Source organism: Corynebacterium sp. KPL2734 (assembly GCF_040225595.1).
Lineage (GTDB): Bacteria > Actinomycetota > Actinomycetes > Mycobacteriales > Mycobacteriaceae > Corynebacterium > Corynebacterium rhinophilum.
In genome coordinates this window covers 151,652-173,355 of record NZ_JBEHFO010000002.1, presented here as the reverse complement: position 1 = coordinate 173,355, position 21,704 = coordinate 151,652, and the positions used below count along the sequence as shown (strand labels likewise).

20 protein-coding genes and 1 riboswitch are annotated in these 21,704 nt (G+C 59.0%); of the genes, 3 read left to right on the top strand and 17 right to left on the bottom strand.

The genetic code is table 11. The features are described from left to right. Positions 1 to 2: 2 nt before the first annotated feature. From ABRP88_RS02365 to ABRP88_RS02350, 4 genes are all read right to left on the bottom strand, one after another. Complete coding sequence (locus ABRP88_RS02365) at positions 3 to 1,538, bottom strand: bifunctional hydroxymethylpyrimidine kinase/phosphomethylpyrimidine kinase (protein WP_349836011.1); 1,536 nt, start codon at positions 1,536 to 1,538, stop codon at positions 3 to 5. Continuing rightward, positions 1,531 to 2,160 (bottom strand): thiamine phosphate synthase, encoded by a 630-nt coding sequence (gene thiE, locus ABRP88_RS02360; protein ID WP_284782822.1) that lies wholly within the window; start codon positions 2,158 to 2,160, stop codon positions 1,531 to 1,533. Before thiE ends, ABRP88_RS02365 begins: the two co-directional genes overlap by 8 nt. Further along, on the bottom strand, positions 2,157 to 2,981 hold the full coding sequence (gene thiM, locus ABRP88_RS02355; protein ID WP_349836009.1) for a hydroxyethylthiazole kinase: 825 nt from the start codon (positions 2,979 to 2,981) through the stop codon (positions 2,157 to 2,159). Before thiM ends, thiE begins: the two co-directional genes overlap by 4 nt. After that, positions 2,969 to 3,062, bottom strand: a riboswitch (TPP riboswitch). (Overlaps the previous gene by 13 nt.) A gap of 103 nt (positions 3,063 to 3,165) precedes the next feature. After that, positions 3,166 to 4,521 (bottom strand): NAD(P)/FAD-dependent oxidoreductase, encoded by a 1,356-nt coding sequence (locus tag ABRP88_RS02350; RefSeq protein ID WP_284782821.1) that lies wholly within the window; start codon positions 4,519 to 4,521, stop codon positions 3,166 to 3,168. A gap of 201 nt (positions 4,522 to 4,722) precedes the next feature. Between ABRP88_RS02350 and ABRP88_RS02345 the strand changes: the two genes are divergently transcribed. Further along, entirely contained in the window at positions 4,723 to 6,036 is a 1,314-nt protein-coding gene (locus ABRP88_RS02345) for a class I SAM-dependent methyltransferase (protein WP_349836007.1), read from the top strand. 14 nt (positions 6,037 to 6,050) lie between these two features. Here the strand turns inward: ABRP88_RS02345 and ABRP88_RS02340 are convergent, their stop codons facing one another. From ABRP88_RS02340 to ABRP88_RS02330, 3 genes are all read right to left on the bottom strand, one after another. Continuing rightward, positions 6,051 to 6,956 (bottom strand): Dyp-type peroxidase, encoded by a 906-nt coding sequence (locus ABRP88_RS02340; RefSeq protein ID WP_349836005.1) that lies wholly within the window; start codon positions 6,954 to 6,956, stop codon positions 6,051 to 6,053. A gap of 809 nt (positions 6,957 to 7,765) precedes the next feature. Next, a complete protein-coding gene (locus tag ABRP88_RS02335) occupies positions 7,766 to 8,467 on the bottom strand; it encodes a YceI family protein (protein WP_239268093.1) in 702 nt (233 codons plus the stop codon). 3 nt (positions 8,468 to 8,470) lie between these two features. After that, complete coding sequence (locus ABRP88_RS02330; RefSeq protein WP_042403724.1) at positions 8,471 to 8,812, bottom strand: hypothetical protein; 342 nt, start codon at positions 8,810 to 8,812, stop codon at positions 8,471 to 8,473. Between the two features lie 127 nt (positions 8,813 to 8,939). On the opposite strand from ABRP88_RS02330, the gene ABRP88_RS02325 reads away from it, so the two are divergent. Then, positions 8,940 to 9,317: an RNA polymerase-binding protein RbpA gene (locus tag ABRP88_RS02325; protein WP_005279221.1), complete on the top strand. Its 378-nt coding sequence runs from the start codon at positions 8,940 to 8,942 to the stop codon at positions 9,315 to 9,317. A 78-nt stretch (positions 9,318 to 9,395) separates the two neighbouring features. Here the strand turns inward: ABRP88_RS02325 and ABRP88_RS02320 are convergent, their stop codons facing one another. The 3 genes from ABRP88_RS02320 to ABRP88_RS02310 are packed head-to-tail and all read right to left on the bottom strand — an operon-like array spanning position 9,396 to position 12,442. Further along, complete coding sequence (locus ABRP88_RS02320; RefSeq protein ID WP_349836004.1) at positions 9,396 to 10,295, bottom strand: polyprenol monophosphomannose synthase; 900 nt, start codon at positions 10,293 to 10,295, stop codon at positions 9,396 to 9,398. Between the two features lie 14 nt (positions 10,296 to 10,309). After that, a complete protein-coding gene (lnt, locus tag ABRP88_RS02315; protein ID WP_284782818.1) occupies positions 10,310 to 11,827 on the bottom strand; it encodes an apolipoprotein N-acyltransferase in 1,518 nt (505 codons plus the stop codon). Then, the gene (locus ABRP88_RS02310; protein WP_284782816.1) at positions 11,828 to 12,442 is read right to left on the bottom strand and encodes an FxsA family protein; all 615 of its coding nucleotides are present in this window, start codon (positions 12,440 to 12,442) and stop codon (positions 11,828 to 11,830) included. A gap of 87 nt (positions 12,443 to 12,529) precedes the next feature. Here ABRP88_RS02310 and ABRP88_RS02305 point away from each other — a divergent pair, with 87 nt between their 5' ends. Then, entirely contained in the window at positions 12,530 to 13,372 is an 843-nt protein-coding gene (locus ABRP88_RS02305) for a precorrin-3B synthase (RefSeq protein WP_349836002.1), read from the top strand. Here the strand turns inward: ABRP88_RS02305 and ABRP88_RS02300 are convergent. From ABRP88_RS02300 to ABRP88_RS02270, 7 genes are all read right to left on the bottom strand, one after another. Further along, complete coding sequence (locus ABRP88_RS02300; protein ID WP_349836000.1) at positions 13,369 to 14,115, bottom strand: SDR family oxidoreductase; 747 nt, start codon at positions 14,113 to 14,115, stop codon at positions 13,369 to 13,371. The genes ABRP88_RS02305 and ABRP88_RS02300 overlap by 4 nt on opposite strands. Further along, positions 14,116 to 15,237: a M24 family metallopeptidase gene (locus ABRP88_RS02295; protein ID WP_349835999.1), complete on the bottom strand. Its 1,122-nt coding sequence runs from the start codon at positions 15,235 to 15,237 to the stop codon at positions 14,116 to 14,118. Positions 15,238 to 15,272: 35 nt separating this feature from the next. Continuing rightward, positions 15,273 to 18,089: a DEAD/DEAH box helicase gene (locus ABRP88_RS02290; protein ID WP_349835997.1), complete on the bottom strand. Its 2,817-nt coding sequence runs from the start codon at positions 18,087 to 18,089 to the stop codon at positions 15,273 to 15,275. Between the two features lie 21 nt (positions 18,090 to 18,110). Then, the gene (gene tatC / locus ABRP88_RS02285) at positions 18,111 to 19,220 is read right to left on the bottom strand and encodes a twin-arginine translocase subunit TatC (protein WP_349835995.1); all 1,110 of its coding nucleotides are present in this window, start codon (positions 19,218 to 19,220) and stop codon (positions 18,111 to 18,113) included. A 124-nt stretch (positions 19,221 to 19,344) separates the two neighbouring features. Beyond that, positions 19,345 to 19,614, bottom strand: coding sequence for a Sec-independent protein translocase subunit TatA (gene tatA, locus ABRP88_RS02280; protein ID WP_284770669.1), 270 nt, complete (start codon positions 19,612 to 19,614; stop codon positions 19,345 to 19,347). Between the two features lie 113 nt (positions 19,615 to 19,727). Further along, positions 19,728 to 20,681 carry a helix-turn-helix transcriptional regulator gene (locus tag ABRP88_RS02275; RefSeq protein ID WP_349835993.1) on the bottom strand — a complete coding sequence of 318 codons (954 nt, stop codon included), beginning with the start codon at positions 20,679 to 20,681 and terminating at the stop codon, positions 19,728 to 19,730. Positions 20,682 to 20,685: 4 nt separating this feature from the next. Next, positions 20,686 to 21,672 carry a helix-turn-helix transcriptional regulator gene (locus ABRP88_RS02270; protein ID WP_349835992.1) on the bottom strand — a complete coding sequence of 329 codons (987 nt, stop codon included), beginning with the start codon at positions 21,670 to 21,672 and terminating at the stop codon, positions 20,686 to 20,688. Positions 21,673 to 21,704 lie beyond the last annotated feature (32 nt).

The following is a 21,704-nucleotide window of genomic DNA, read 5'->3' as shown; positions in this document are numbered from 1 at the left end:
TTTTAAAAGCGCCGGTCCGCTTGGTCGAAGAAATCGACCTCGTGGATGCTGGCGCTGATAAAGGCGCGCTCGGCACGGGTCCGAGTGGCCTCATCCGCCTTTTCTAAAGTTTCCTCCACAATCTTGATGCTCTCGCGCACCCCGGCGAGGAAATCTTCCCCGCCGTAGACCTCCAACCAGGCATGGTAGGGGTGATCGGGCGAGTCGAATTCCGCCAAGTGCAGGCCTACCTCTGCATACAGCCAGTAGCAGGGAAGTACCGCCGCGATGCCAACCGCATAATCATCCGTGTGCGTGCTGCGGATGAGAAAATCCGTGTATGCGCTGGTGACCCGCGATGGCGCCGTAGTAGCAGAATCCTTCAACCATCCGCGGTGCAGTTCAGCCTCCTCCGCGAGGCATTCGTAGGCGCCCTGCGCCCAGTGCAATTGCTGTGCGGTATCGGGCGCTTGGCTGGCCAGGCGAGCCAGGGCCTTCGAGTAGGACGCCAGGTATTGCGAATCCTGATCGAGGTAGAAGCTGAAAGCATCGTTGGCAAGTGCCCCGGACCCCAGCTTCTGAATAAAGGGTAGTGCCTTTACCTGCTCCCAGTGCTCCGCCGCGATATTCCACAGGCGCTGCGTGTACGGGCCAGCGGCCGCTACCCGCGGCTGTTCCGGATTTTCTACCTCTTCCAATGGCCCGGACAAGTGAGGAAGCGGTACCGAGGACGCAGCCCGCATCAAGCGCTGCGAGCGGTGCAGGTGGTCTACCGGCCCGCTGCCTTTGCCGACGGCCAGCGCATCCGCATTAGCAATCGCCTCGTGCAGCCAGTCCGTGGACCACTCTAGGGCGGTGGCGACTTCATCGCCTGCGCCAAGCCGCGTTGCTAGGGCAGAGGAGAGGGAGCAGCCCGTGCCGTGGGTATTCTTGGTCTGCACTCGAGCCGATTCCACGCGGTGAACCTTGCCATCGGCAGTGACCACGGCGTTATCGGCAATCGCCGAGTCAAGGTGCCCGCCCTTGACGATGACCGCCGTATCCGCCTCAGCGGCCCACGTCTTAGCCACCTCGATGGCACGGTCCAAGTCCGTAGCTTCCTCCGTCTGCGTCAGGACGGCCAGCTCCTTGAGGTTGGGCGTGATGACATCAGCGCGGGAACACAGCTCGCGCACCGCCTTTTCCGCCGCGGGGTCCAAGAGGCGGTCGCCACTGGTGGCCACCATGACCGGGTCCAAGACCACGGGGACGGACGGGTCGATCTGGTCGAGGAACGTGGATACGAGGTCGGTGATGGGGGCATCGGCAAGCATGCCGATCTTGATGGCATCGATGTTTACGTCTTCGCGGACGGAATCCAGCTGCTCTTGGAGGAAATCCAGCGGCGGGACGTGGACGCTGCGCACGCCTTGGGTATTTTGGGCCACCAGCGCGGTGACCACGCTCATTCCATACCCGCCCGCGGCGGCGATGGACTTTAAATCGGCCTGGATACCGGCTCCGCCTGTGGGATCGGTTCCAGCAATCGAGAGAATACGGGGGTAGGTTCCTTTAGCCACAGTAGGCCTCCTTTAGGTTGTGTGCTGCCGCTGCCGGGTCATCGGCAGCCATAATGTCGCTGACCACGCAGATCCCTGCAAAGTCGCTTGCAGAAAGTTCGTGGGCATTGTGTGCCTTGATGCCGCCGATGGCGACGGACTCGATGCCGCGTTCGCGCGCCGCGGTGGCAAGGCGCCTGGCGGCCTCGGCACCGATTCCCGCTGGCGCATTCTTCTTGGTCGCCGTCGAGTGAACCGGGCCGATGCCAATGACATCGGGGGCTTCCTGCGGGTCAATGGCGTCCAGCTCTTCCCGCGTGCCCACCGAAAGCCCGATGAGCTTATCGGGGCCAAGCAGCTCCCGTGCTTGGTTAAAATCCATATCGTTTTGGCCAATGTGCAGGTGGCAGCCTACCTTGGCCGCTACCTCGGCGCGGTCATTGATAAAAAGCGGTACGCCGCCTAAGACCTTCATGAGTTCGCGGGCGGTAGCCTCGACCTCCTCGTCGCTGGCCTCCTTATCGCGCAATTGCACGACGGTAGCCCCGCCGCGTACCGCCTCTTGCACGATGGGAACGACCTTGTCCCGCCCGCCGGCGAGCTCAGGATCGGTGATGAGATACAGCGTCCAATCGATGCTCATGACAGCTCCGCAATGTCGGCGACCTCGGAGGCAGAGATGCGCTCCTCGATTACATCGGTGGACAGCCCATACAGCGCATCGAGCCAGGCAACCGCAAAGGAGCCGGGCGCCGTGGATTTCTCCGCGGCAACGCTGCCTGCGGCCCCCACATGCGCATGCGCTGCGATGATCGCTGTGAATGGATCCTCCCACGCTGCCAGGTAAGCCGCGCAGATGGCGCCCAGCGAACAACCCGTGCCGATGACGTTTTGCAGCATCGGGTGTCCAGACTCGAGGCTTACCGCACGCGGCGTTTCGCCTGCCTGCACGATGAGATCCGTGGGACCAGACACGGCAATTACGGCTCCAGTATCGCGGGACAGTTTGAGCGCTGGTTCCAGAGCCGCCTCCACGCCATCGGTGGACTCCACGCCGCGCCCGCCGGCTCCGGTTCCGGCCAAGGCTATGATCTCGGAGGCATTGCCGCGAATCGCCGTCGGTCGCTGCGGCAAGACTTCATGCATGAACTCGGTGCGCTTCTGCAGACCACCCGCGCCAACGGGATCGAGGACCCACGGGTTTCCAGCCGCGGTCGCACCGGCGATTGCCTCTCGCATGCCGGCGTATTGCTCGGAATTCGGGGTTCCGCAATTGATAAGCACACCGCTGGCGATCTTCGCAAAATCTTGCGACTCATCTGGGGTATCTACCATTGCCGGGCTGGCGCCGATGGCCAACAGTGCATTGGCAGAAATATTGCTGACGACCTTATTGGTCAAGCACTGAATAAGTGGAGCGGTATCGCGCACCGCATCGTGGGCACGGAGAAATGATAAGTCCACAACAATCCCTTCGCTAGTTCTAACTGAGAGCAGGTTCAATGGGTGTATCTCAGCCACTGCGTGGCACCCCATGTTGTAATGCCCAAGCCTAACAAAAATGGGAAAATAGGAACGAAAACCACAAAAGCCGCCGCCCACAGCCCCGCAGCGGGGTAGTAGGACGGCGGCTGGTGCCGAGGAGAATTTAGTTCTTCTTCTCTTCTTCTGCCTCATCGATGAGGTTGCGGGCGATGCGCTGCTGGGTAGTAATCTCCAGGTTGCCGCGGTTGCGGGAGAGAATATTAGCCGCCCAGTTGACCAATACAGCCAAGCGGCTGCGTAGACCAACGACGTAGGTCAGGTGCAAGGCCAGCCATGCCAACCAGCCTGGGAAGCCGGAGAATTCGGTCTTGCCCAGCTTCACAACGGCATTGAAGCGGGTCACGATGGCCATCGAGCCCTTGTCGAAGTACTCGAAAGGTTCCTTTTCATCGGCCGTGGACTCCTCGTCCACCTTGGTCTCGATGAGCTTGGCGACGTGCTCGCCACCCTGAATTGCCACCTGTGCCAAGCCCGGCAGGCGGTTCAGGGACATCATGTCACCGATGATGTAGACGTTGTTGAAGTCACCAACGGTCATGTCATCGTTGACGGAAACGCGGCCCGCGCGGTCAGCCTCGACTCCGGCCTGGTCAGCGACCATCTTGCCCAGTGGGGAAGCGGAAACACCAGCGGACCAGATCTTGGTCGCGCCCTCGAGGGTGACCTCTTCCTCGGTCTTCATGTTCTTGTAGGTCACGGAGTCTTCGTTGACGTTGGTCACCATGGCGTTCAGGCGAACGTTGACGCCTTCCTTCTCCAAAGTGCGCTGAGCACGGCGGCCGAGGCGCTTGCCAAACGGCGGGAGCACTTGCGGCGCACCGTCGAGCAGGTAAATCTTTGCGGCGGAGGTGCCGTAGGTGGAGTAGACATCGCTAAGCGTGCGGTTAGCCAACTCAGCGATCTGGCCGGTGAGCTCCACACCGGTCGGGCCGGCACCGACGATGATGAAGGTCAGGAGGCGCTCGCGCTCAGCGGGGTCATCGGTAAGCTCAGCTTTTTCGAAGGCGGAAATGATGCGGGAACGCAGCTCCAGGGCATCATCCAAGGTCTTCATGCCAGGGGCAAACTCCGCGAAGTGGTCGTTGCCAAAGTACGACTGGCTGGAACCAGCGGCAACCACGAGGGAGTCGTAGGAGTAGGTGCGCGAAAAGTCATCGAGCTCGGCGGTAACCGTCTGGTCCTCCAGGTTAATGTCGGTCACGTTGCCGTTGACAAAGTCCACATTATCCTGGTTGCGCAGCAGCTGGCGGGTCGAGGGGGCAACCTCACCAGCGGAAATCATGCCGGTAGCCACCTGGTAGAGCATTGGCTGGAACAGGTGGTGGTTCTTCTTATCGATGAGGGTGATCTCAACATCGGCGTTCTTCAACTTCTTCACAGTGTTAAGACCGCCGAATCCACCGCCAACCACGACGACGTGGTGACGGCTTCCGTTTGGACGATAAGGGGTATCAGTCATGGAATTAATGCGACCTTCCTCGAGAAAGCTTATTTAAGTACCCGTATAGTGTAAACGCTCGTTACATAACGTGCATACTTGATACCCATTTACATGCGTTTCAGGTTTCCTTTCATGCGGAGCGCCTTAACCGAAACCGCTCAGAATCTAGCTAAAATAAGCGCAACCGTGACCCTTGCACCCAGGAGCGCTCCCCAAACCATGAGTTTTTCCACCCCCGAGCATCTACGCTCCATCGACGCGGAGGCATGGCCCAATATTGCGACCGTGCCATCGCAGCGCTGGGCGGCGCTAAAATCCCGTCGGGCCGAGGCAGAATTCGCCAAGGCCTGCGATAATGCCGGCTTGGAACTGGAACTCGATGCTGCTGGCGGCCCCGATTTGAAGGTAGGCCACGATGCATTATTCGAGCGAATCGCCGCCACCGGATGGTTAGGCTTCGCCGAAAGCTATATGGCAGGCGAGTGGACCGTCTCATCCTCCACCCAATTAGTGAAAGTTTTAGGCAAACTCCTGCAGGTGGGGTATCTTCCCAAACCGCAAGGGGTAAGCGTGCGCGATTCTGAGCCAGGGGAGCTGCCTCTCGACCTAGTGCGCCTCTATGCTGGCGATGGTCTAAGCCACGTTGGTGGGATCTTCTCCAGCGGCGTGCCGACGACGATCCGGGAAACGGTCGAAAGCTTTAGTCCAAAGGCCGGCGGCAGGGAACCGAAGAGCCACTTTGTCGATGTCACCACGGTGAGCGAACCCACCAACGTAGACCGGGATGACTTGGGCGAGGCGCAGCGTAGGGCGGCGGATTGGCTTCTCGATGTCACCCGCACCGGCGCCGGCACCCACCTTCTGGTCTATCCCGCGGCCGGAATGCAGGCTGCGATCCGCGCTACCAAACGCCGCGCCACTGTCGATGTCCTGACCAGCGATGTTGAACAAATCACCCAGATGCGCGAGGCGCTTGTCTTCGCCGGAACGGAGGACTCTATCCACGTAGAGCGGATTCCGGATTCTGTTCCGAGCCCGAAGCAATGGCGCGGGCACTACGATGCGATCATCAGCGTGGAAAAGTTCGAGCAATTAAGCCCGCGAGAGCGCAAGGCCTATATCCGAGTCCTCGACCGATTCCTTACCGCAAACGGTCGGGCGGCTTTTCAATCGATCGTGGCCACCGAGTCCATGTCGGAGGCTGCCCGAGCATCCTTGCAGGCCATGCGGGCCTATATCTGGCCAGGACTCGACTATCCGCTGACTATGGACGTGCACCGGCTCGTAGATAAGAACTCTCACCTGCGCATCGTGTCCGAAACGCACGTGGGCAGCCACTATATTGAATCCCTGCGCCAGCAGCGATCCTTTTTTGATGGGCACCTTCGCGAGGCCGCCGCCGCCGGCTTTGATCCGGTTTTCCGCAGGTTATGGACCTTCCAATTCGCACTTCGCGAGGCGCTCATGACCCTCGGAATGATCGATTCCGTCCAATTCGGCCTGACCCACCGCAATCGCGGCGGGCGCCGTTAGGCTTTCTAGTGCTTTTAGTGCGGAAGCTCGTCGAATCCGTCTAGCAAATCGACGCTCGGGACGAAAAAGTTCGTTCCAGTCAGGGCGGTGGAGAAGTCCAGGATTCGGTCATAATTGCCTTCGGGATCGCCGATGAACATATTGCGCAAACGCTCGTTGATATCTTCTGGGTCCTTGGCATATCCGATGAAGTAAGTACCCATCTCACCTGCGGCAAAGGAACCAAAGACCATGTTCTCGCGGTAGATATCTTCCTCGAGGTCATTGAGAGCGACGTGGGAATTTGATGGCTGTGCATCCTCATCGAGCTCCACGTCATCGGCCTTGGTGCGCCCGATAACGCGTTCTTGCTCTTCGGTGCTGATGCCGCTCCACTTATCTAGGTCATGCGTGTATTTTTGCACAGTGACGTAGGAGCCGCGGGGATAATCGGCGTCATCGGCAAGCAGCACTGTCTCGAGGGCTTCCTCGGGGAGGGGATTAGCGGTGCCGTCCACAAAGCCCAGGAGATCGCGCTGGTCCAGGTACTTGAAGCCCTGGGTCTCATCGATGACGGTGGCGGCATCGCCCAGCTGACGCAAGACCTGGCGCGCCATCTCGTGGCAGAGGTCATAAGTATTCGCGCGGAAATGCAGCAGGATATCGCCGGGCGTGGAAGGCGCCTTGTACGCGCCCTCGAGCGGCTCGAACTCCTTGAGCTTGTCCGGCCGGGGAGCGCTGGTGAGGCGTGGCCACATGGACGCACCGATGCCAACGACCGTATACAGCTCGCCCTCATTGTGGCGGAAATTGACGGACTTGAAGGTATCGCCAAATGCGGAGAGCATGTCCCGAGTGGCTTGCTCGCCGCCTTCCGCAATGTCCAAGACCAGGAACAGGGCGGCGCGGGAAGGCTTAATGACAACGCGTTGAATAGTCATGAGTTCCAGCATATGTGTTGGCTTTCGGCGGTGCACGTTTGGTGTCGTGTGCCGGCGTGGCTTGCTGGCATGGCCTGCTGGCGTGATGCGATGGCATGGCGTGATGCGTTTTTGCAAATAGTGAGCCGATTTGGGCGTTTCGAAGGGCACTATTTGTAAATTTGGAACAAACTGCGCCCGGAGTGGCTTTGCCATTCTTGGATGAAAGGCCTTGGCACGATGGGAGGGGCGTTCATGGATCTAAAATGACATAATGTACATTATCGGACAATAATGGAGATATGGAGGTTAAGTTGAGGGTGGTTTGAGCATAATCCCTTAGGCTCGTGGATTCGGTCCGGGGCTTGGCTAGCTCACCTGTTGGCGCGCGCTAAGACCTTGAGAGACTCGAAGGTTCTGTGGCCCACCTGTTGGCTCGACCCCTAAGTTGCCAGAGCTTAGATTCCTGAAGCGAGCCGTGCTTGAGAATTCGCTTCGGCGAGGCTCGTGTGGGGTGTCTGGCAAGCGGCACGCCACGACCTCGGACGGCTCGGACATCCGATTGGGCGCAGATTCGCTTCAGGCGGGCCTTTCCTGCCGCTGGACCTTGGCGCACTTATACCCCGTCATTTAGTCACCGTGACGTTAAAACAAGAGGAACGCTATTGATTTTTGTAGGCGCTCCACAGCTGCCAGATGGTTAATACGGCTAGCAATGCTGCAAACGCCGTGACTAGCCACATCTGTTGAACCGCAACGAAAATCGAGAAAGCTATGACGACTACGAGGCGGAACCACAGTACGGAAATTAAACGTCGAGAATTCACGGTCTAGTCCTTATTCAAGGAGATGCGCAGGTTGATCTCGCCGTCCTCGGCAACCTTTGCCGCCAGCATGTCTGGCGTCTCCACGTTGTAGTCCAGGCGGTTGATCGGAACGTCTCCGCCAATGACGATATCGTCACCGTCGCGCAGGACATCGAACTCGTGGGTGATTTCCTGCGTTTTATCCTTGATCGTGAGGTCACCAGTGAGCTTAACGGAGCCGATGGTGCCGTCTTCGGGGACATCGGCAAGCGAGGCGGGCTTAGTAAGTGTGAAGGAAGACTCTGGGAAGTCTGAAGTCTTAAAGAGCTTGGACTTCATGTTTTGGTCGCGGACCTTCTTGTCCGTGGTGAGGGCATCCATATTGACCGTAATGGTGGCGGATTCCAGCGTGGAATCGGAAATCTCCGCCTGTCCAGTAACCTCTGTGGTCGATCCAGAGGTGGACGTCCTTTCCGCCGGTAGAACCTCGTCGAAGGTAAAGCCCACCGAAGTGTGGTTATCGGCGCGGCCCTTGGCCACGGACCAGGAACCGTCGAGCGGAGTCGAGGCTGCCTTGGCGCCATCGGCAGTCACGGGCTCCGTCTTGACGCCGCCGCTTTTGAAAAGCGAGTACACAATCGGGCCGATAGCTACGGCGGTAAGCACGAGGATTAAAACCACGAAGATGGAAACGACGAGTTTCCGGTTATAAAAAAGCTTTTTCATCTACTATCGAAGTCCTTCTAAACGCCGAGCCAGCGAAATAAGCTCCTCACACAGACTGGAAAGCTCTTCCGCGCTCGCGCCTTCTTCTGCGGCGGTTTGAATGTCTTCTGCGGAACACCGCAATTCAAAAAGGCCGTCGCGCAAACCTTGCACTTTATCTGGGCTTAAGATTACTGCATCGGCAGGAATATCCGTGCCACTAACATTGTTTCTTTGTTCATAAGCACGCTGTTTGCACGAGGCGCTGCAAAACTTACGTGGTCGTCCCCTACCGCCTTGGTCAATATCCTTTCCACACCATTGGCAGGAACCGACATTGCTTTCACGACTAGCTGTACGGATCACTAGATACACTTTAGCCCATTAATCGGCGGGCTGGGAACAATACCGCGTGGGTGTTCGTTATAATAAATAGCTCTTAGGCGAAACTATCGCCGTCAATCAGGGATCTCTTTGAAAAGGATGATGTTGCATGGCAGATCGCGTACTCCGTGGCAGCCGTATGGGTGCAGTCAGCTACGAAACTGACCGCGACCACGACCTCGCACCGCGCCAGATGGTGAAATACCGCACGGACGATGGTGAAATTTATGAGGTGCCCTTTGCACATGAGGCAGAAATCCCTGAAGAATGGATGTGCAAGAATGGCAAGCTGGGCCACCTCGTAGAGGGCGAAGGCGTGGAAGCTAAGCCCATCAAGCCACCTCGCACCCACTGGGATATGCTGCGTGAGCGCCGTTCCATCGAGGAACTCGATGAGCTTTTGGAAGAGCGCATTAACCACCTGCGCTCCCGCCGTCGGACCGCTGCTCGCCTCCTCAAGGAGCAAGAACAGCAGAAGAAGTCTTAAAGGCTCAAGCGGAATTAATTTAAGCCCGTACCCTGACTGCCATATTGGCACGGGGTACGGGCTTAAATGCTGCCTAGATTATTTCTTCTTGGTCAGCTGGCCCACCTGGTGCTTGACCAAGTAGCCCAGTTCATTGGCAAAATTGGTGGCCCAACCTACACCGTTGCGGGCCTTCTGGCCGGCATTGTGAACGGAGCCGTATTTGACCTCGTGGTCCGCCAGCTTGGACATCTCGCCGGCAAAATCTTTCACCTGCTCCGCGCGGTGAGCCACGCCCCACTTGGTTACCTCGAAGAGAGAGTCCTTGACAAAGGAACCGTCCAGCTTGGACTCGCCGTACTCGCGCTCGGTGAAGGTAATGGGCACCTCGCGGATATCGTATCCAGCTTTGACTGCGCGGAAGGCCAAGTCCACCTGGAAGATGTAACCGGCCTTAGACAGCTCATCAAAGTCGATGTCTTCCAAGAGTTCGCGGCGGAAGGCGCGGTAGCCGGCGGTCATATCGGACAGGTCGGTACCGAGCGCGAAAGAGATGTAGAGGTTGCCCAAGCGGGACAGGTACTCGCGGGATGCCGGCCAATTGACGGTCTCGCCGCCCGGCACGTAGCGGGAACCGATAACGAGGTCCGCGCCCTTGTCAATCTCTTCCAGCAGCAGGTGCAGCTGTTCTGGGGCGTGGGAGCCATCAGCATCCATTTCACAAAGGACCTGGTAGTCGCGCTCCAGTCCCCATTCAAAGCCTGCGATATAGGCGCCCAAAAGGCCGCCCTTGCCCTCGCGGTGCAGCACGTGAATGTGGTCATCTTCTGCTGCGAAAGCATCGGCCTTCTCGCCGGTGCCGTCGGGGGAATTATCATCCACAACGAGGATGTGAACCTCTGGCAGCGCCTCGCGGACACGGCCGGTAATCAGGGGAAGGTTTTCAATCTCGTTATACGTTGGGATGATAACCAGCGTCGCAGAATCAAGAGTGCTCACAGTAATTAATGCTCCTACTTTTCTTTAGCGCCGACACCGCGAGGTGTACGACCCAATCGGTTGGTACGCACGGCAACGAGTGCGCAGACGGTACCAATAATAACCATCAGCCACTGCATGAGCGAACCGTAGCGCACCGAAAATGTTTCACCGGTTTTTAGAGGCAGGCTTTCTACCAGTGTCGCGGGCTCAAATAGCTCCGTGGATTGGCTCACGCTACCATCTGGGTGCACGAGTGCGGAGACTCCAGAGGTGGCTGCAACCACGACGGCGCGGTCGGTTTCGAGCGCCCGCAGCCTGCTCATGGCCAGCTGCTGGTACGTCATATCGGAAAAGCCGAATGTTGCGTTATTGGTTGGTGTCGTAAGAATCTGCGCGCCGTTTTTGATGGATTCGTGGAAGGCGTTATCGAAGGAGACCTCGTAGCAGGTCGCCACACCTACCGCGACGGAATTCATGGAGACCACACCGGGCCCATCCCCTGCTTTGAAATCTCCGGCGAGGTCGACGTAGTCCGAGAAATGCGCGAAGAAGTCCCGCATGGGCATGGTCTCACCGAACGGTTGCAGGTACTTCTTATGGTGGTGATCGCCCACACCGTGGCCGGGGGTAAAGACTTGCATGGTATTGCGCGCGCCCACCTCATCGCGGGTGGCGGTACCGACCAACACGGGAGCGTCGATGGCATCGACGGCACCGCTAATGGCCTGGGCTGCTTCGCCGTCGCGGAAAGGATCGATATCGGAAGAATTTTCCGGCCAGATCACCAGATCTATATCGTCTTCGCGGCGCGCGAGTTTCTCTGTTTCCTGGACGTGGTTATTCAGGACCGCACGACGCTGCCCAGCGAAGTCCAAACCGCTGCGCGGCACGTTTCCTTGGATGGCCGCCACCTTGGTATCTCCCACTTTGGTATCTGCGGGATCGATGCCGCGCTCGGCCGCGAGTCCCGCAATGAGTGGGAGAATAAGGGCGGCGCCAGCCGCGATCTTTACCCGCCCACCGCGCAGCAATAAGCCGGCAAGGCCGCAAGCACACAATGCCGTTGTCACCGTAATCAGCGAGGTCCCGCCCCACGGCGCGAGATTGGCTAAGGGCCCTTCAATTTGCCCCCACGCCAGCTTGACCCAGGGAAATCCCCCAAAGGGCACCGTGGAACGAAGGACCTCGACGGCGAGGTACACGAGGGGAAAGACCAGAAATCCATATCGCCATCGCGCCACCGCGGCCCCAAAGATACCTAAAAGGATGGCATAGACCGAAAGCCAGATAGCAAGCGCCGCATAGGGCACGGTCCCAACCAACTCGCCAATCCACGGCAGGCTCAGCAGGTACAAGACCAACCCGTGCGTCACCGCCAAAAGCGCGCCTACGGATCCGCGCACCTGTCGCCCACGCCACGGCATCAGGCTCACATATAACAGGGCGATGCCAATAATCGCGCCCCACCACCAGCCACGCGGCTCAACGGCGGTAAAGGTCAGCGCACCAGAAATGCCCGCTATGACGAGGCGGGCGAAAAATACCGCCACTTATTTTCCACCCTGTGAGTTATCGTCGCCTCCGCGGGGACCGAAGTCATCAGGATCTAGGTTCTCGGACCAGTTGCGCAGCTCTTCCTCATCGATTACCTCGTGGGAGTCGCTCTGACCAGACGATTGCCCAAAAGCCTGTCCAAAAGATTGCCCCGAGGCCTGCCCAAAGGATCCAAAATTGCCATAGCTATCGTGCTGCTGTGCCATGGGCGATGCCTCGTAGATGCGCACACCCATCTTCTCTACCTTGCGGTAGATGGATACGGCCATAAACTTTCGAAAGAGCGACCGCGTTGGGGCGAAGATGAGCAGGATCCCCATAAAACTAGTCAAAAATCCGGGCAGGGACAGCAGCATGCCACCGGCCAGGGTGAGGCCCACATTCCCGGCGGTTTTGCCCATATCGTTATCGCGGACGTAGTAGGTCCCGTCACCAGCCTGCTCTACTTGTTTTCCCATCAACCGGCGCACCTCGATGCCAGCGATGGACATTCCAAAGAACATGGTGATGAACAGGGCAATGAGCGCCCAAAAGACGCCAATCCACTCGGCGACGGCCCAAAACGCTAGGGTTTCCGCCAGCATATAGAGGACGAGATATAAAAACGGCATAGCTTCCAGTTTAACGAGCAAAGCTGACGATATGCTGGCAACACTCGATCCCGGCGCAGGGCTTCTCACCGGCTACACTGGCAAGCTATGCATTACCCCAAATTTTTCCAGCATCCCGAGTCCGGCACCTGCCTGCGCCTGCACGTTGTGGGCGGTTTTACCAGCCCTAATGATTGGATCCATTTGGGTTATTGCGCGGCGCACTGGGCCGATGGCAGCGTTTATATTCGCCCCAATTCCGCCATCGAGTTGCGGGGAGTTACAGACAAGGCCCAGCTCGCGGCGGAGCTGGATAAATTAGAGCTGCTAAGCTTCCACATTCCCGTGCTGGCCTCTCCCCTTGCTCCCGCGGCGCAGCAGGCAGCGCGCCAGCTGACCGCGCACCTGAATACCGAACAGCCGGGCTTGGAGTCGCTCGCGATTACCACTGACGCCGACGATCTGCCGGTTTCAGCCGCGCAGGTTAGTATGCAGCTGCTTGACGATGCCACCTTAAACATCACCCATTCCCCTGCCACCAACAGCCCGACCGCGGGCCTCTCGCTTGCCGATGCCGCAGCCCATCTCCAGCGCCTCGGTGCCTTGCGCACCGAGGAGAGGAGTACCGAAGCAAAAGGCACTGAGGCGAAGGGTACTGGGGCAGCTGGTGTGGAACTCGCCGCAGAGCCTGGCCCCATTGGCTGGTTGGATGAGCACCAGGCAGAAGGCGTGGTCGACCTTGGTGCGGGGGTCTACCAAGGCGCCATCCCGGCGCAGTTCGCGCAGCTTATCGGTCAGCTAGAAGTGGACATCACGGTCACCCCGTGGGGAGGCCTAGTCTTTCACGACATCGCAGAGGGCGATGCCGAGGTCGTCCTCCGCGTGCTCGCCCCGCGCGGTTTCATCTTCGATATCAATTCGCCCCTCCTGCGGGACGGCGAGGCCGACTAACGCGGCATATGCCGCCACACGGGCCGGGGCACTAACCGCATGACCCAGGCCAAGGCTTGCAGGGCCTTCGGGATCCACAGGGTGTGGCTGCGCGCCTGACCGCGGCGGTCGTCGTTGTCTATGCGGGCAACGACGGCATCGGCGACATCGCCTGGCCGCACCGATAGCGGGGCCGGTTTCATCCCCTGGGTCATGGACCCAATGACGAACCCGGGGCGCGCGGTAATCAGCCCGAGCCCACTGCCGTGCAACCTGTCCGCAAGTCCCTGGCAAAATGCGTCCAGCCCAGCCTTGGTGGAACCGTAGACATAATTGGCGCGACGGGCTCGCCACCCAGCGATGGAGGAAAAGGCCACGATATGGCCGCGCGGCATCGACTGCGCCGCTACCGTGAGCACGGAGACCTGGGCGGTGTAGTCGATGGTGGCGATCTGTGCCGCGTGGGACGGGTCGGATTCCGCCTTGTCTTGATCCCCCAGGATGCCGAAGGCGACCACCGTCAGCTCGATGGCGCCGACGCGTTCCTTGGCCTCGGTAAAGATCTGGCGGTGTTGGGAGAAATCCTCCGCATCAAAGGACAGCTGGTGGACGCTGCGTGCACCTGCGGCCTTAAGCTGGGCGGTAATCTCCTCCAGCCCGTGGGTCCCGCGGGCGGCGAGGACGATGTCGTTACCGCGGGCCACGCGACGGGCGATTTCGCCGCCTATATCGCTGCGCCCGCCCAGGATCAGTACGCCAGCCACTTAACGCACTTCGCGTTCAACGACGTTGAGGGACTCGTAGCCATCCTTGGTAAGTACCACGATGTCTTCTAGGCGCATGCCCCACTGGCCTTCTAGGTAAATGCCTGGCTCAATGGAAAAGGCCATGCCCTCTTCCAGCGCTAGGTCATTTCCCTCCATGATGAAGGGCTCTTCGTGGGTCGAAAGGCCAATACCGTGGCCGGTGCGGTGAACGAATTTATCGCCCCAGCCGGCATCGGCAATAGCCTTCCTAGCAACCCCGTCGATTTCTTCGGCCGTGCTGCCGGGCTTGGCGGCGGCGCGGGCGGCCGCTTGGGCATCGTAAAGCACGGCATAGGCGTCCTGGAAGTCCTGCGGCGCCTGGCTGAGATCGCCACCTACGACGTAGGTGCGGGTGCAATCGGAGTGGTAGCCGGAGGGCAAGGTGCCGCCGAGATCCACGACGACGGGCTCGCCCGCAGCCAGCTTCCGGTCGGAGAAGCTGTGGTGTGGATTGGCGCCATTCGGGCCAGAACCTACGATGACGAAGTCAATGATGGAATGCTCTTTGAGGATGAGCTTTTCCAGTTCATGCGCTACCTCGGCCTCGGTGCGGCCGGGCTGCAGGAGCTCAGGAACCTGGGCGTGCACGGCGTCGATAGCCTGGCCGGCCTTGCGCAGCTCCGCGATTTCCGCCTCATCCTTGCGGGTGAAAAGCTCCGCGAGCGCGTAGGTGGCAAGGACATAATCCGCCTCGGGCACGCGCGCCTGGAACTGCAGAATATGGTCTGCCGTCAGGGATTGTCCCAGCGCGACCTTCTTGATCGACGCAGCACCCTTGAGGGCGAGCTCGTAGGGATTATCGCCGTCATTCCACCCGCGCAGCTCCACATCGAGCTTGCCGACGGGCGCCGATTTAATATCCGTAATATCCGTATTCGGCGAGACTATCCACGGCGTACCGCTTTGGGGAACGGCTAACACCGTTAGGCGCTCGTGGGACGCTACCCACGAACCGGTCAGGTAGGCAAAATCAGGGCCGGTGCCAATCAGCAAAAGGTCAATGCCCTGCTGGGCGGCCGCTTCCTGCGCTGCCGAGAGCCGGCGCGAATATACTTCGGGAGAAAAAGCCTGAGTAGTCATGGCCCACAGTCTACTAGCCAGTAGGACGGGCTAGCTTAAGCCCCGATCGCGACAACCCCGCGCTGAATGGCGTCGATTGCGCGGCGCGCATTGCGCTGAATCTGGCCATCGTAGCCAGTCTTGGCGATTTGCTGCAGGAGGTCCACAACTTGGCGGCACCACCGCACGAAATCACCGGGAGTAAGCTCCGCGCCCGCTTCATTGGCCGCCGCCATGCAATAGCCCAAGGGCGCACCCGCCGCCCACTGGTGAATGGCCAGCGCAAATCCGGCTTCAGGCTCGCGCGTTGGGGGCAGGCGGTGGCGGCGTTCATCGGCGCCGAGCTCGGTATAGATGCGCCAGGTCGCATTCATGGCATCGGCCATGCGATCCGTTGCCGCCTCCGGCTGGCCCCCAGTGGCCTTCCTATTTTCAAAGCAGCACAGAGATGCAACGCCGGCCAATTCCGCCGGATCCAGCTCATCCCAAATACCTCGCTTCAGGCATTGGGCAACGAGCAGATCGGATTCGCTATGAATCTTTGCCAGGCGCTCGCCTTCCTCAGTGATGACCGGCGTGCGATCATTGCCGGCACCAGAGAACTCGACATAGTCCATCTCCGCGAGCAGATCCACGATGCGTTCAAAGGTTCGGCCCAATGTATCGGTCGCCTTATTCACCTTGGCCTGTAGCTTTTCGAGGTCGCGCTCGCGGCGCGCCAACTTCTGCGCCACGCCGGCCAGTTGCTCCCTGTCGGTGGCGGGCCAGTCGTGTGCAGGGTGCTCGCGAATGGCATCGCGCAACTCGCCTACCCGCTTATTGGGTCGCAGGCGCGGCTTCGACTTCATCCGCTTTGGGCGGTCAAACTTTTCGCGGTGGAAGACATCCTGGATGTACTTGGTATTGCGCCGCGGATTCTTCCGCACCGGCTTCGGGATCTTAATACGGCCCAGTTGAATCGGCGGATTGCTAATACCAGTGGCATCGATGCGCCCTGACCACCCAGACTCCGTGGTCACCCACGGGCGAGGATCCTCAGTCTGGTTGGCCGGGGTGACCACCGCGGCAAGAGTGGGCCGCTTCTTTCCGGCAAGCGCGATGACATCGCCCAATTGCAGGCGGGCTAGCACCGCGACTACTTCCTGGGTGCGCTGGTGTTCCTTATCGACCTTGGATTGCTTTTCTTCCGCCGTCAACTCGCGGCGCAGCCGGATATAATCCATGAGCACCTCGGCGGGATCCTCGCCGTCCTTGGCTGGTGGTGCGAGGGCATCCACGGCATCGTCAAGCTGCTCACGCAATTCGCGCACGCGATGCTCCGCGCGCTCTAAATCGCGGGTTTCTTCCACCACGGAACCATCGGCCTGGAACTGTGCAAAAGACTTTTCCAGTAGCCGCAGCGAGTCCTCAAAGCCGAGCATGCCCAGCAGGTTGATGGCCATGTTATAGCCCGGCGCAAACGTAGAAATGAGCGGATACGTGCGCGTTGAAGCTAAACCGGCGACAAAACGCGGATCCATAGCCGGTGCCCACTGCACGACCGCGTTGCCCAGGGTATCGATTCCACGCCGGCCGGCGCGCCCGGTCAGCTGCGTGTATTGGCCTGGCGTGAGATCCACGTGTGCTTCGCCATTGAACTTAATCAACTTCTCAAGCACCACCGTGCGGGCGGGCATATTAATGCCCAAGGCAAGGGTCTCGGTAGCAAATACCGCGCGTACTAAACCGCGGACGAAGAGATCTTCTACGATGTGGCGAAACGCCGGGAGCATCCCTGCGTGGTGGGCGGCAAAACCACGGGAGAGCGCTTCGCGCCACCGCCGGAAATCCAGGACCTGCAGGTCTTCTTCCGGAATGCCCTCAACGCCGGCATCGACGATGGCCTTGATCTCTTCTGCTTCCTCTTGCGTCGTCAGCACCATTCTGCTGCGCAGGCACTGATAGAGCGCGCCATCGCAACCGGCGCGGGAAAAGATGAAGGTAATCGCGGGCAGCATATCTTGCGATTGCAGCACCTTCAGCACCTCAGGGCGTCCTAAGGGGCGGTAGCGATCTTGCGGCCGGGAGGAACCGGAACGCCCGCCCGCTTTACCATGAAATTCGCTGCGCCCGCCGCCCTTATGGCGCGCCCTCGCGCGAAAACCCTTGCCGGATTTATAGTCCGCGCGCCCATCATCGCTATCGCCTGCCTCCAAGCGCTGAATGCGGCGCTCTAATTCGGAATTGACCTGGCCGCCGGATTCCGGCTCAAAGAGCGGGTAAATCTTGCGGCCCAGCATCATCCATTGATCAAGTGGGACCGGCCGGTGTTCGGTCACAATGACAGAGGTATCGCCGCGGACCGTGGCGAGCCATTCACCGAATTCCTCGGAATTGGACACGGTGGCAGACAGCCCAATGATGGATACGTGGTCCGCCAAGTTCAAGATGACTTCTTCCCAGACCGCGCCGCGGGAGGCATCCGCAAGGAAGTGGATTTCATCCATGACCACGTGAGTAAGTCTATCCAGCGCGGGAGAATCCGCGTAGATCATATTGCGCAGCACCTCAGTGGTCATCACCACGATTTCGGCATCCGAGTTGATGGAGACATCGCCAGTAAGCAGGCCGACGGCATCCTCGCCGTGCTCAGCGACGAGGTCGTGGTATTTCTGGTTGCTCAGCGCCTTAATCGGGGTGGTATAAAAGCACTTCGTGCCGCGGCTTAGTGCCAAAGAAACGGCGAACTCGCCAACGACGGTTTTACCTGCACCAGTTGGGGCGCAAACGAGCACCCCTTGGCCATTTTCTACAGCCTCACACCCCTGCACCTGGAACTCATCCAAGGGGTATGGGAGGCCGGCGGCGAAGGTATCCAGGTGAGTTTCAGTCATATCTCACAAGGCTACCCGTGCTTAAAGCACATCGTCGAAAAAGCCGCCTTCATCGGTAGGTCGCTGCGGACCCTTGCGATCCTCAGCCCGTTGGGAAGTGCTATCCGACGCCCGATTTTCCGTGCGGACGGTCTGCGATGACGCCCCAGCTGCCGCAGGCTTAGGCGAGGCATATACGCCCGACGGGGCATCGACAGGCGCGGGCCCGCCCACACCAGTGGGGCTTTCGTCTAGCGCAGACGCGGATTCATCATCAAGATCCATCCAGTCAGGACGCTGCCGGTTCTGGCGCTTGTCGTGAATGCGGCAGAACTGGAAGGCAATCTCGATAAGCAGCATCAGGCTGGCGGACAATACCACCATCGTAAAGGGATCTTGGCCTGGGGTCACGAAGGCGGCAAAGATCATCACCACGACGATGACGATGCGGCGCTTATCCTTAACGTGGTTATATTCCAAGACGCCGATGAGATTGAGCGAGACGATTAACAGCGGAATCTCGAAGCTGATGCCAAAGATGAGCAAGAGCGCCAAGAGGAAGTAGAAGTATCGCTCACCAGTTAATGCTGCGGTTTGATACTCAGCCCCAATGCCGACGAGGAATTCCAAGCCCACGGACAAGATGAAGTAGGCCAAGATGGCGCCCGCCAGGAAGAGGGAGACGGCCACAACGACGAAGCTCAAGGTGTAGCGGCGCTCATTCTTATGCAGGCCTGGCACGATGAATGCCCACACCTGGTAGAGCCAGACTGGGGACGAAATAACCGTACCTGCCAACGCACCGACCTTCAGGCGCAAAATGAGCATCTCGAAGGGGCTGGTGGCAAGCAAGCGGCATTCGCCATCGTTATTGAAGTTGGCTCGTTTATCTTCCGGCAATGAGCAATAAGGCTCGCGCAGGATTTCTCCCAGCGGTGGAATCCGGAAGGGCGCCTGCTGGTACCAAATAAAACCGATGATCGCGCCGATAACCAAGGCCAGCAAGGAAATAATGATCCTTCGCCGCAGCTCTTGCAGGTGCTGCACTAAGGTCATCTCGCCCGTTGGGTTCTTGGGCTTGCGTGAAAAACCTCGCCGCTTGCGGCGCACGCGGGATCCGTGTTCACCGGCAGGGTTGGACTGTGAGGACATCAATCTGGCTCTTTCAACGCACAAGAACGAACACTACCCTGCCCACTCGATTTCTGAGGGCCGGTCTCCGGCACGGCCGACGAGTGCATAGGCAGAGCGTGTTCGCCTTTTTAGCTGGCAGGCGTTAATTCTGGGAGGAAGAGTTTCCCTGCTGGTGGCCAGGCTGCATATCTGGGCGGTTCCAGAACTCCTCATCGGACTGCTGGCGCTTCTGGCTCAGTTGAGCTTGGGTCTCAGAGCGCTTGGTATCCTCCGATTGCATTTCATTGACCTCAGATTTGAAAATGCGCATCGAGCGGCCCATGGAACGAGCAAGATCCGGCAATTTCTTCGCGCCAAATAGCAAGATGATGACGAGAACAATCAGGCCGATTTCCAATGGTCCTAAGGTCATAAGATCCTCTTTCGGTTCTTCTTTGCCTGCGCCAGATGGCCGCCGCGCTCCCTGACTTCGCGGGAAAATTCGCGAGGCAATTTTAAGACGCATGTGCGTGCAGTAACTGAATTTTAAGTATAGCCCTTCAACGCGGCATTTCCGCGTTCCGCAATGAGATTCACAATAGATTGAGGGGCTATAACGCGAAACCTATCGGCCTGCCCGAGGGCGAAACGAACCAGCCAATCAACGGACCCCACCTGCATCGTTGCAGCTATAGCGCCGTTTTCCAGGCGTTTGCCTAGTTGCATATCGTAGTATTCTGCAAGCCAGGTGAATTCTTCATGAATGATTAATTCCACGGAATCCGCCGTACCTAAATTAAAGGGTGCTGCAGCGTCGAAATCCAGCTCTTTAAGGCGCGGATGAGCAGTCTCCTCGGTCAACTCGGCATGCTTGATGCGGTCAATACGAAAGGTCCTGTGCCCCTGCTTTTCTTCTTCCCACGCCGCGAGATAGGGCTCGGCATCCACGATAAAAATCCGGGCCGGATCAACTAGGCGCTCGGTTTCTTTATTAGATGAAGCACTCCAATACCGCATCCGGATGCGCCGTTTTTCATTAAGCCCGCGGTTCAAGGTTGCCTGGATGTCGGATTCTTGCGGATCCACCGTCGATAACGTGTCATAGATGCTCAGCGTGCGTTCATCCATAATGGAGCGCAATTTCGCCGCGGCAGACTTAATCGCCCGCGCATCTAATAGCCCGGGCATAGCCTCGAGGGACTCAAGGGTAAGTAAGAGCGCGCCCGCCTCGGTCGGCGTAAGCCGCAATGCTTGCCCCAAGCCTTGGTCATTGTAGATGGTGACCCCATCGCGGTAGCTGAAAGAGAGATCGATGAGCTCTTCGGTATTGCGGCCGGTCCCAGAGCAAAATAGGCGGTCCACGGCATCTTTCAGCTCCCCTGGGTCCATCCCCAAATCCGCGGCTGCCTCCATCGGAGTTTTATCCGGATGGTTTTGGAAGTACGGGATGAGGTTCAGCGACCGGACGAGCGCTTGCAGTTTATGAGATCCATCGGCCATTGGTTTACTCAGCTCCGTTGTGGTTGGCGGCTGCGCGCAAAAGGTTAATGATGTCAGTGCGCACCTCGGGGGGATCGAGCACTTTTACTTCTGGGGCATAGCCTGCGGCGGTGCGCACCAACCAATCCTTTTGGACCCCGGTCAGCACTACGGTACCTTCGACGGTGCGCTCCCCCGCGCTTTCTAGCTCTTGGGCTTGACCTTCAGGAATATGCAGGGTCGCGTCCACCTTTTCGCCGCGTTGTAGCGCCTCTTTGACGAGCTTGTCGATGTCCACCGTCGGCTCGGAATGCTCAGCTGGCTGGTGTGACCTTTTGACCTCGGAAAGCCTTAAGGCCCGGAAGACGCGCGGGGCGGCGCGGTCAACATCGAAGCCAACGATATAGATGCGACTTTGATGGTTGACCACTCCCCAGGGATCCATGGTGCGGCGCACGGTCTCTGCCGCTGGGTGGGGGCGATAGGCAAAAGTAATCCGAATTTTATTACGCACGGCGGCCAAAACAAAAGTGATCACCTCGGGGGCAAGGCGGGTGATGTCATTGACCGCGGTATAGACGGGCGCGCCCTCCAAGTTCCGGGAGGCACCCGAGGCGGCGATCTTGGTCCACCCTGACAGGGAGAAATCGCTCAATCCACCCGGGGTTCCCACTCCCCCTGCGATACCAAGCACCATCGCTTCTTCCGGCGAAAATTCCACCGGTGGGAGCTGGTAATTGCTTTGGTCGAGGCGGTATGAGGCGCCGTCTTCCCCACCGGTGTGCACGATGGGGACTCCGGCGCGTTGCAAAGTGGCGATATCGCGCGCCAGGGCCTTGGTAAAAGCCTCGTCGGATTTATCGCTATAGCCTGCGACGTGGCTGCGAATCCACGCCGCGGAGCGGTCCGGTGAACCACCCGAATTCGCCGCTCCTTGCAGCGCAAAGGATAGGTTGGTGAGCCTTTCTACAGCCGCATCCTGCCGGCTCGGCGTGGATCGTGATGCCACCACGTTGTCTACTCTCCCCAGTGCTCAATGTGCAC

Excerpts from the sequence above, each read along its gene's own strand:
- thiE (WP_284782822.1), bottom strand. The coding sequence starts at position 2,160 with ATGAGCATCGATTGGACGCTGTATCTCATCACCGATCCTGAGCTCGCC.
- ABRP88_RS02350 (WP_284782821.1), bottom strand. The coding sequence starts at position 4,521 with ATGACTGATACCCCTTATCGTCCAAACGGAAGCCGTCACCACGTCGTC.
- ABRP88_RS02345 (WP_349836007.1), top strand. The coding sequence starts at position 4,723 with ATGAGTTTTTCCACCCCCGAGCATCTACGCTCCATCGACGCGGAGGCA.
- ABRP88_RS02340 (WP_349836005.1), bottom strand. The coding sequence starts at position 6,956 with ATGACTATTCAACGCGTTGTCATTAAGCCTTCCCGCGCCGCCCTGTTC.
- ABRP88_RS02335 (WP_239268093.1), bottom strand. The coding sequence starts at position 8,467 with ATGAAAAAGCTTTTTTATAACCGGAAACTCGTCGTTTCCATCTTCGTG.
- ABRP88_RS02325 (WP_005279221.1), top strand. The coding sequence starts at position 8,940 with ATGGCAGATCGCGTACTCCGTGGCAGCCGTATGGGTGCAGTCAGCTAC.
- ABRP88_RS02310 (WP_284782816.1), bottom strand. The coding sequence starts at position 12,442 with ATGCCGTTTTTATATCTCGTCCTCTATATGCTGGCGGAAACCCTAGCG.
- ABRP88_RS02305 (WP_349836002.1), top strand. The coding sequence starts at position 12,530 with ATGCATTACCCCAAATTTTTCCAGCATCCCGAGTCCGGCACCTGCCTG.
- ABRP88_RS02295 (WP_349835999.1), bottom strand. The coding sequence starts at position 15,237 with ATGACTACTCAGGCTTTTTCTCCCGAAGTATATTCGCGCCGGCTCTCG.
- ABRP88_RS02290 (WP_349835997.1), bottom strand. The coding sequence starts at position 18,089 with ATGACTGAAACTCACCTGGATACCTTCGCCGCCGGCCTCCCATACCCC.
- tatC (WP_349835995.1), bottom strand. The coding sequence starts at position 19,220 with ATGTCCTCACAGTCCAACCCTGCCGGTGAACACGGATCCCGCGTGCGC.
- tatA (WP_284770669.1), bottom strand. The coding sequence starts at position 19,614 with ATGACCTTAGGACCATTGGAAATCGGCCTGATTGTTCTCGTCATCATC.
- ABRP88_RS02275 (WP_349835993.1), bottom strand. The coding sequence starts at position 20,681 with ATGGCCGATGGATCTCATAAACTGCAAGCGCTCGTCCGGTCGCTGAAC.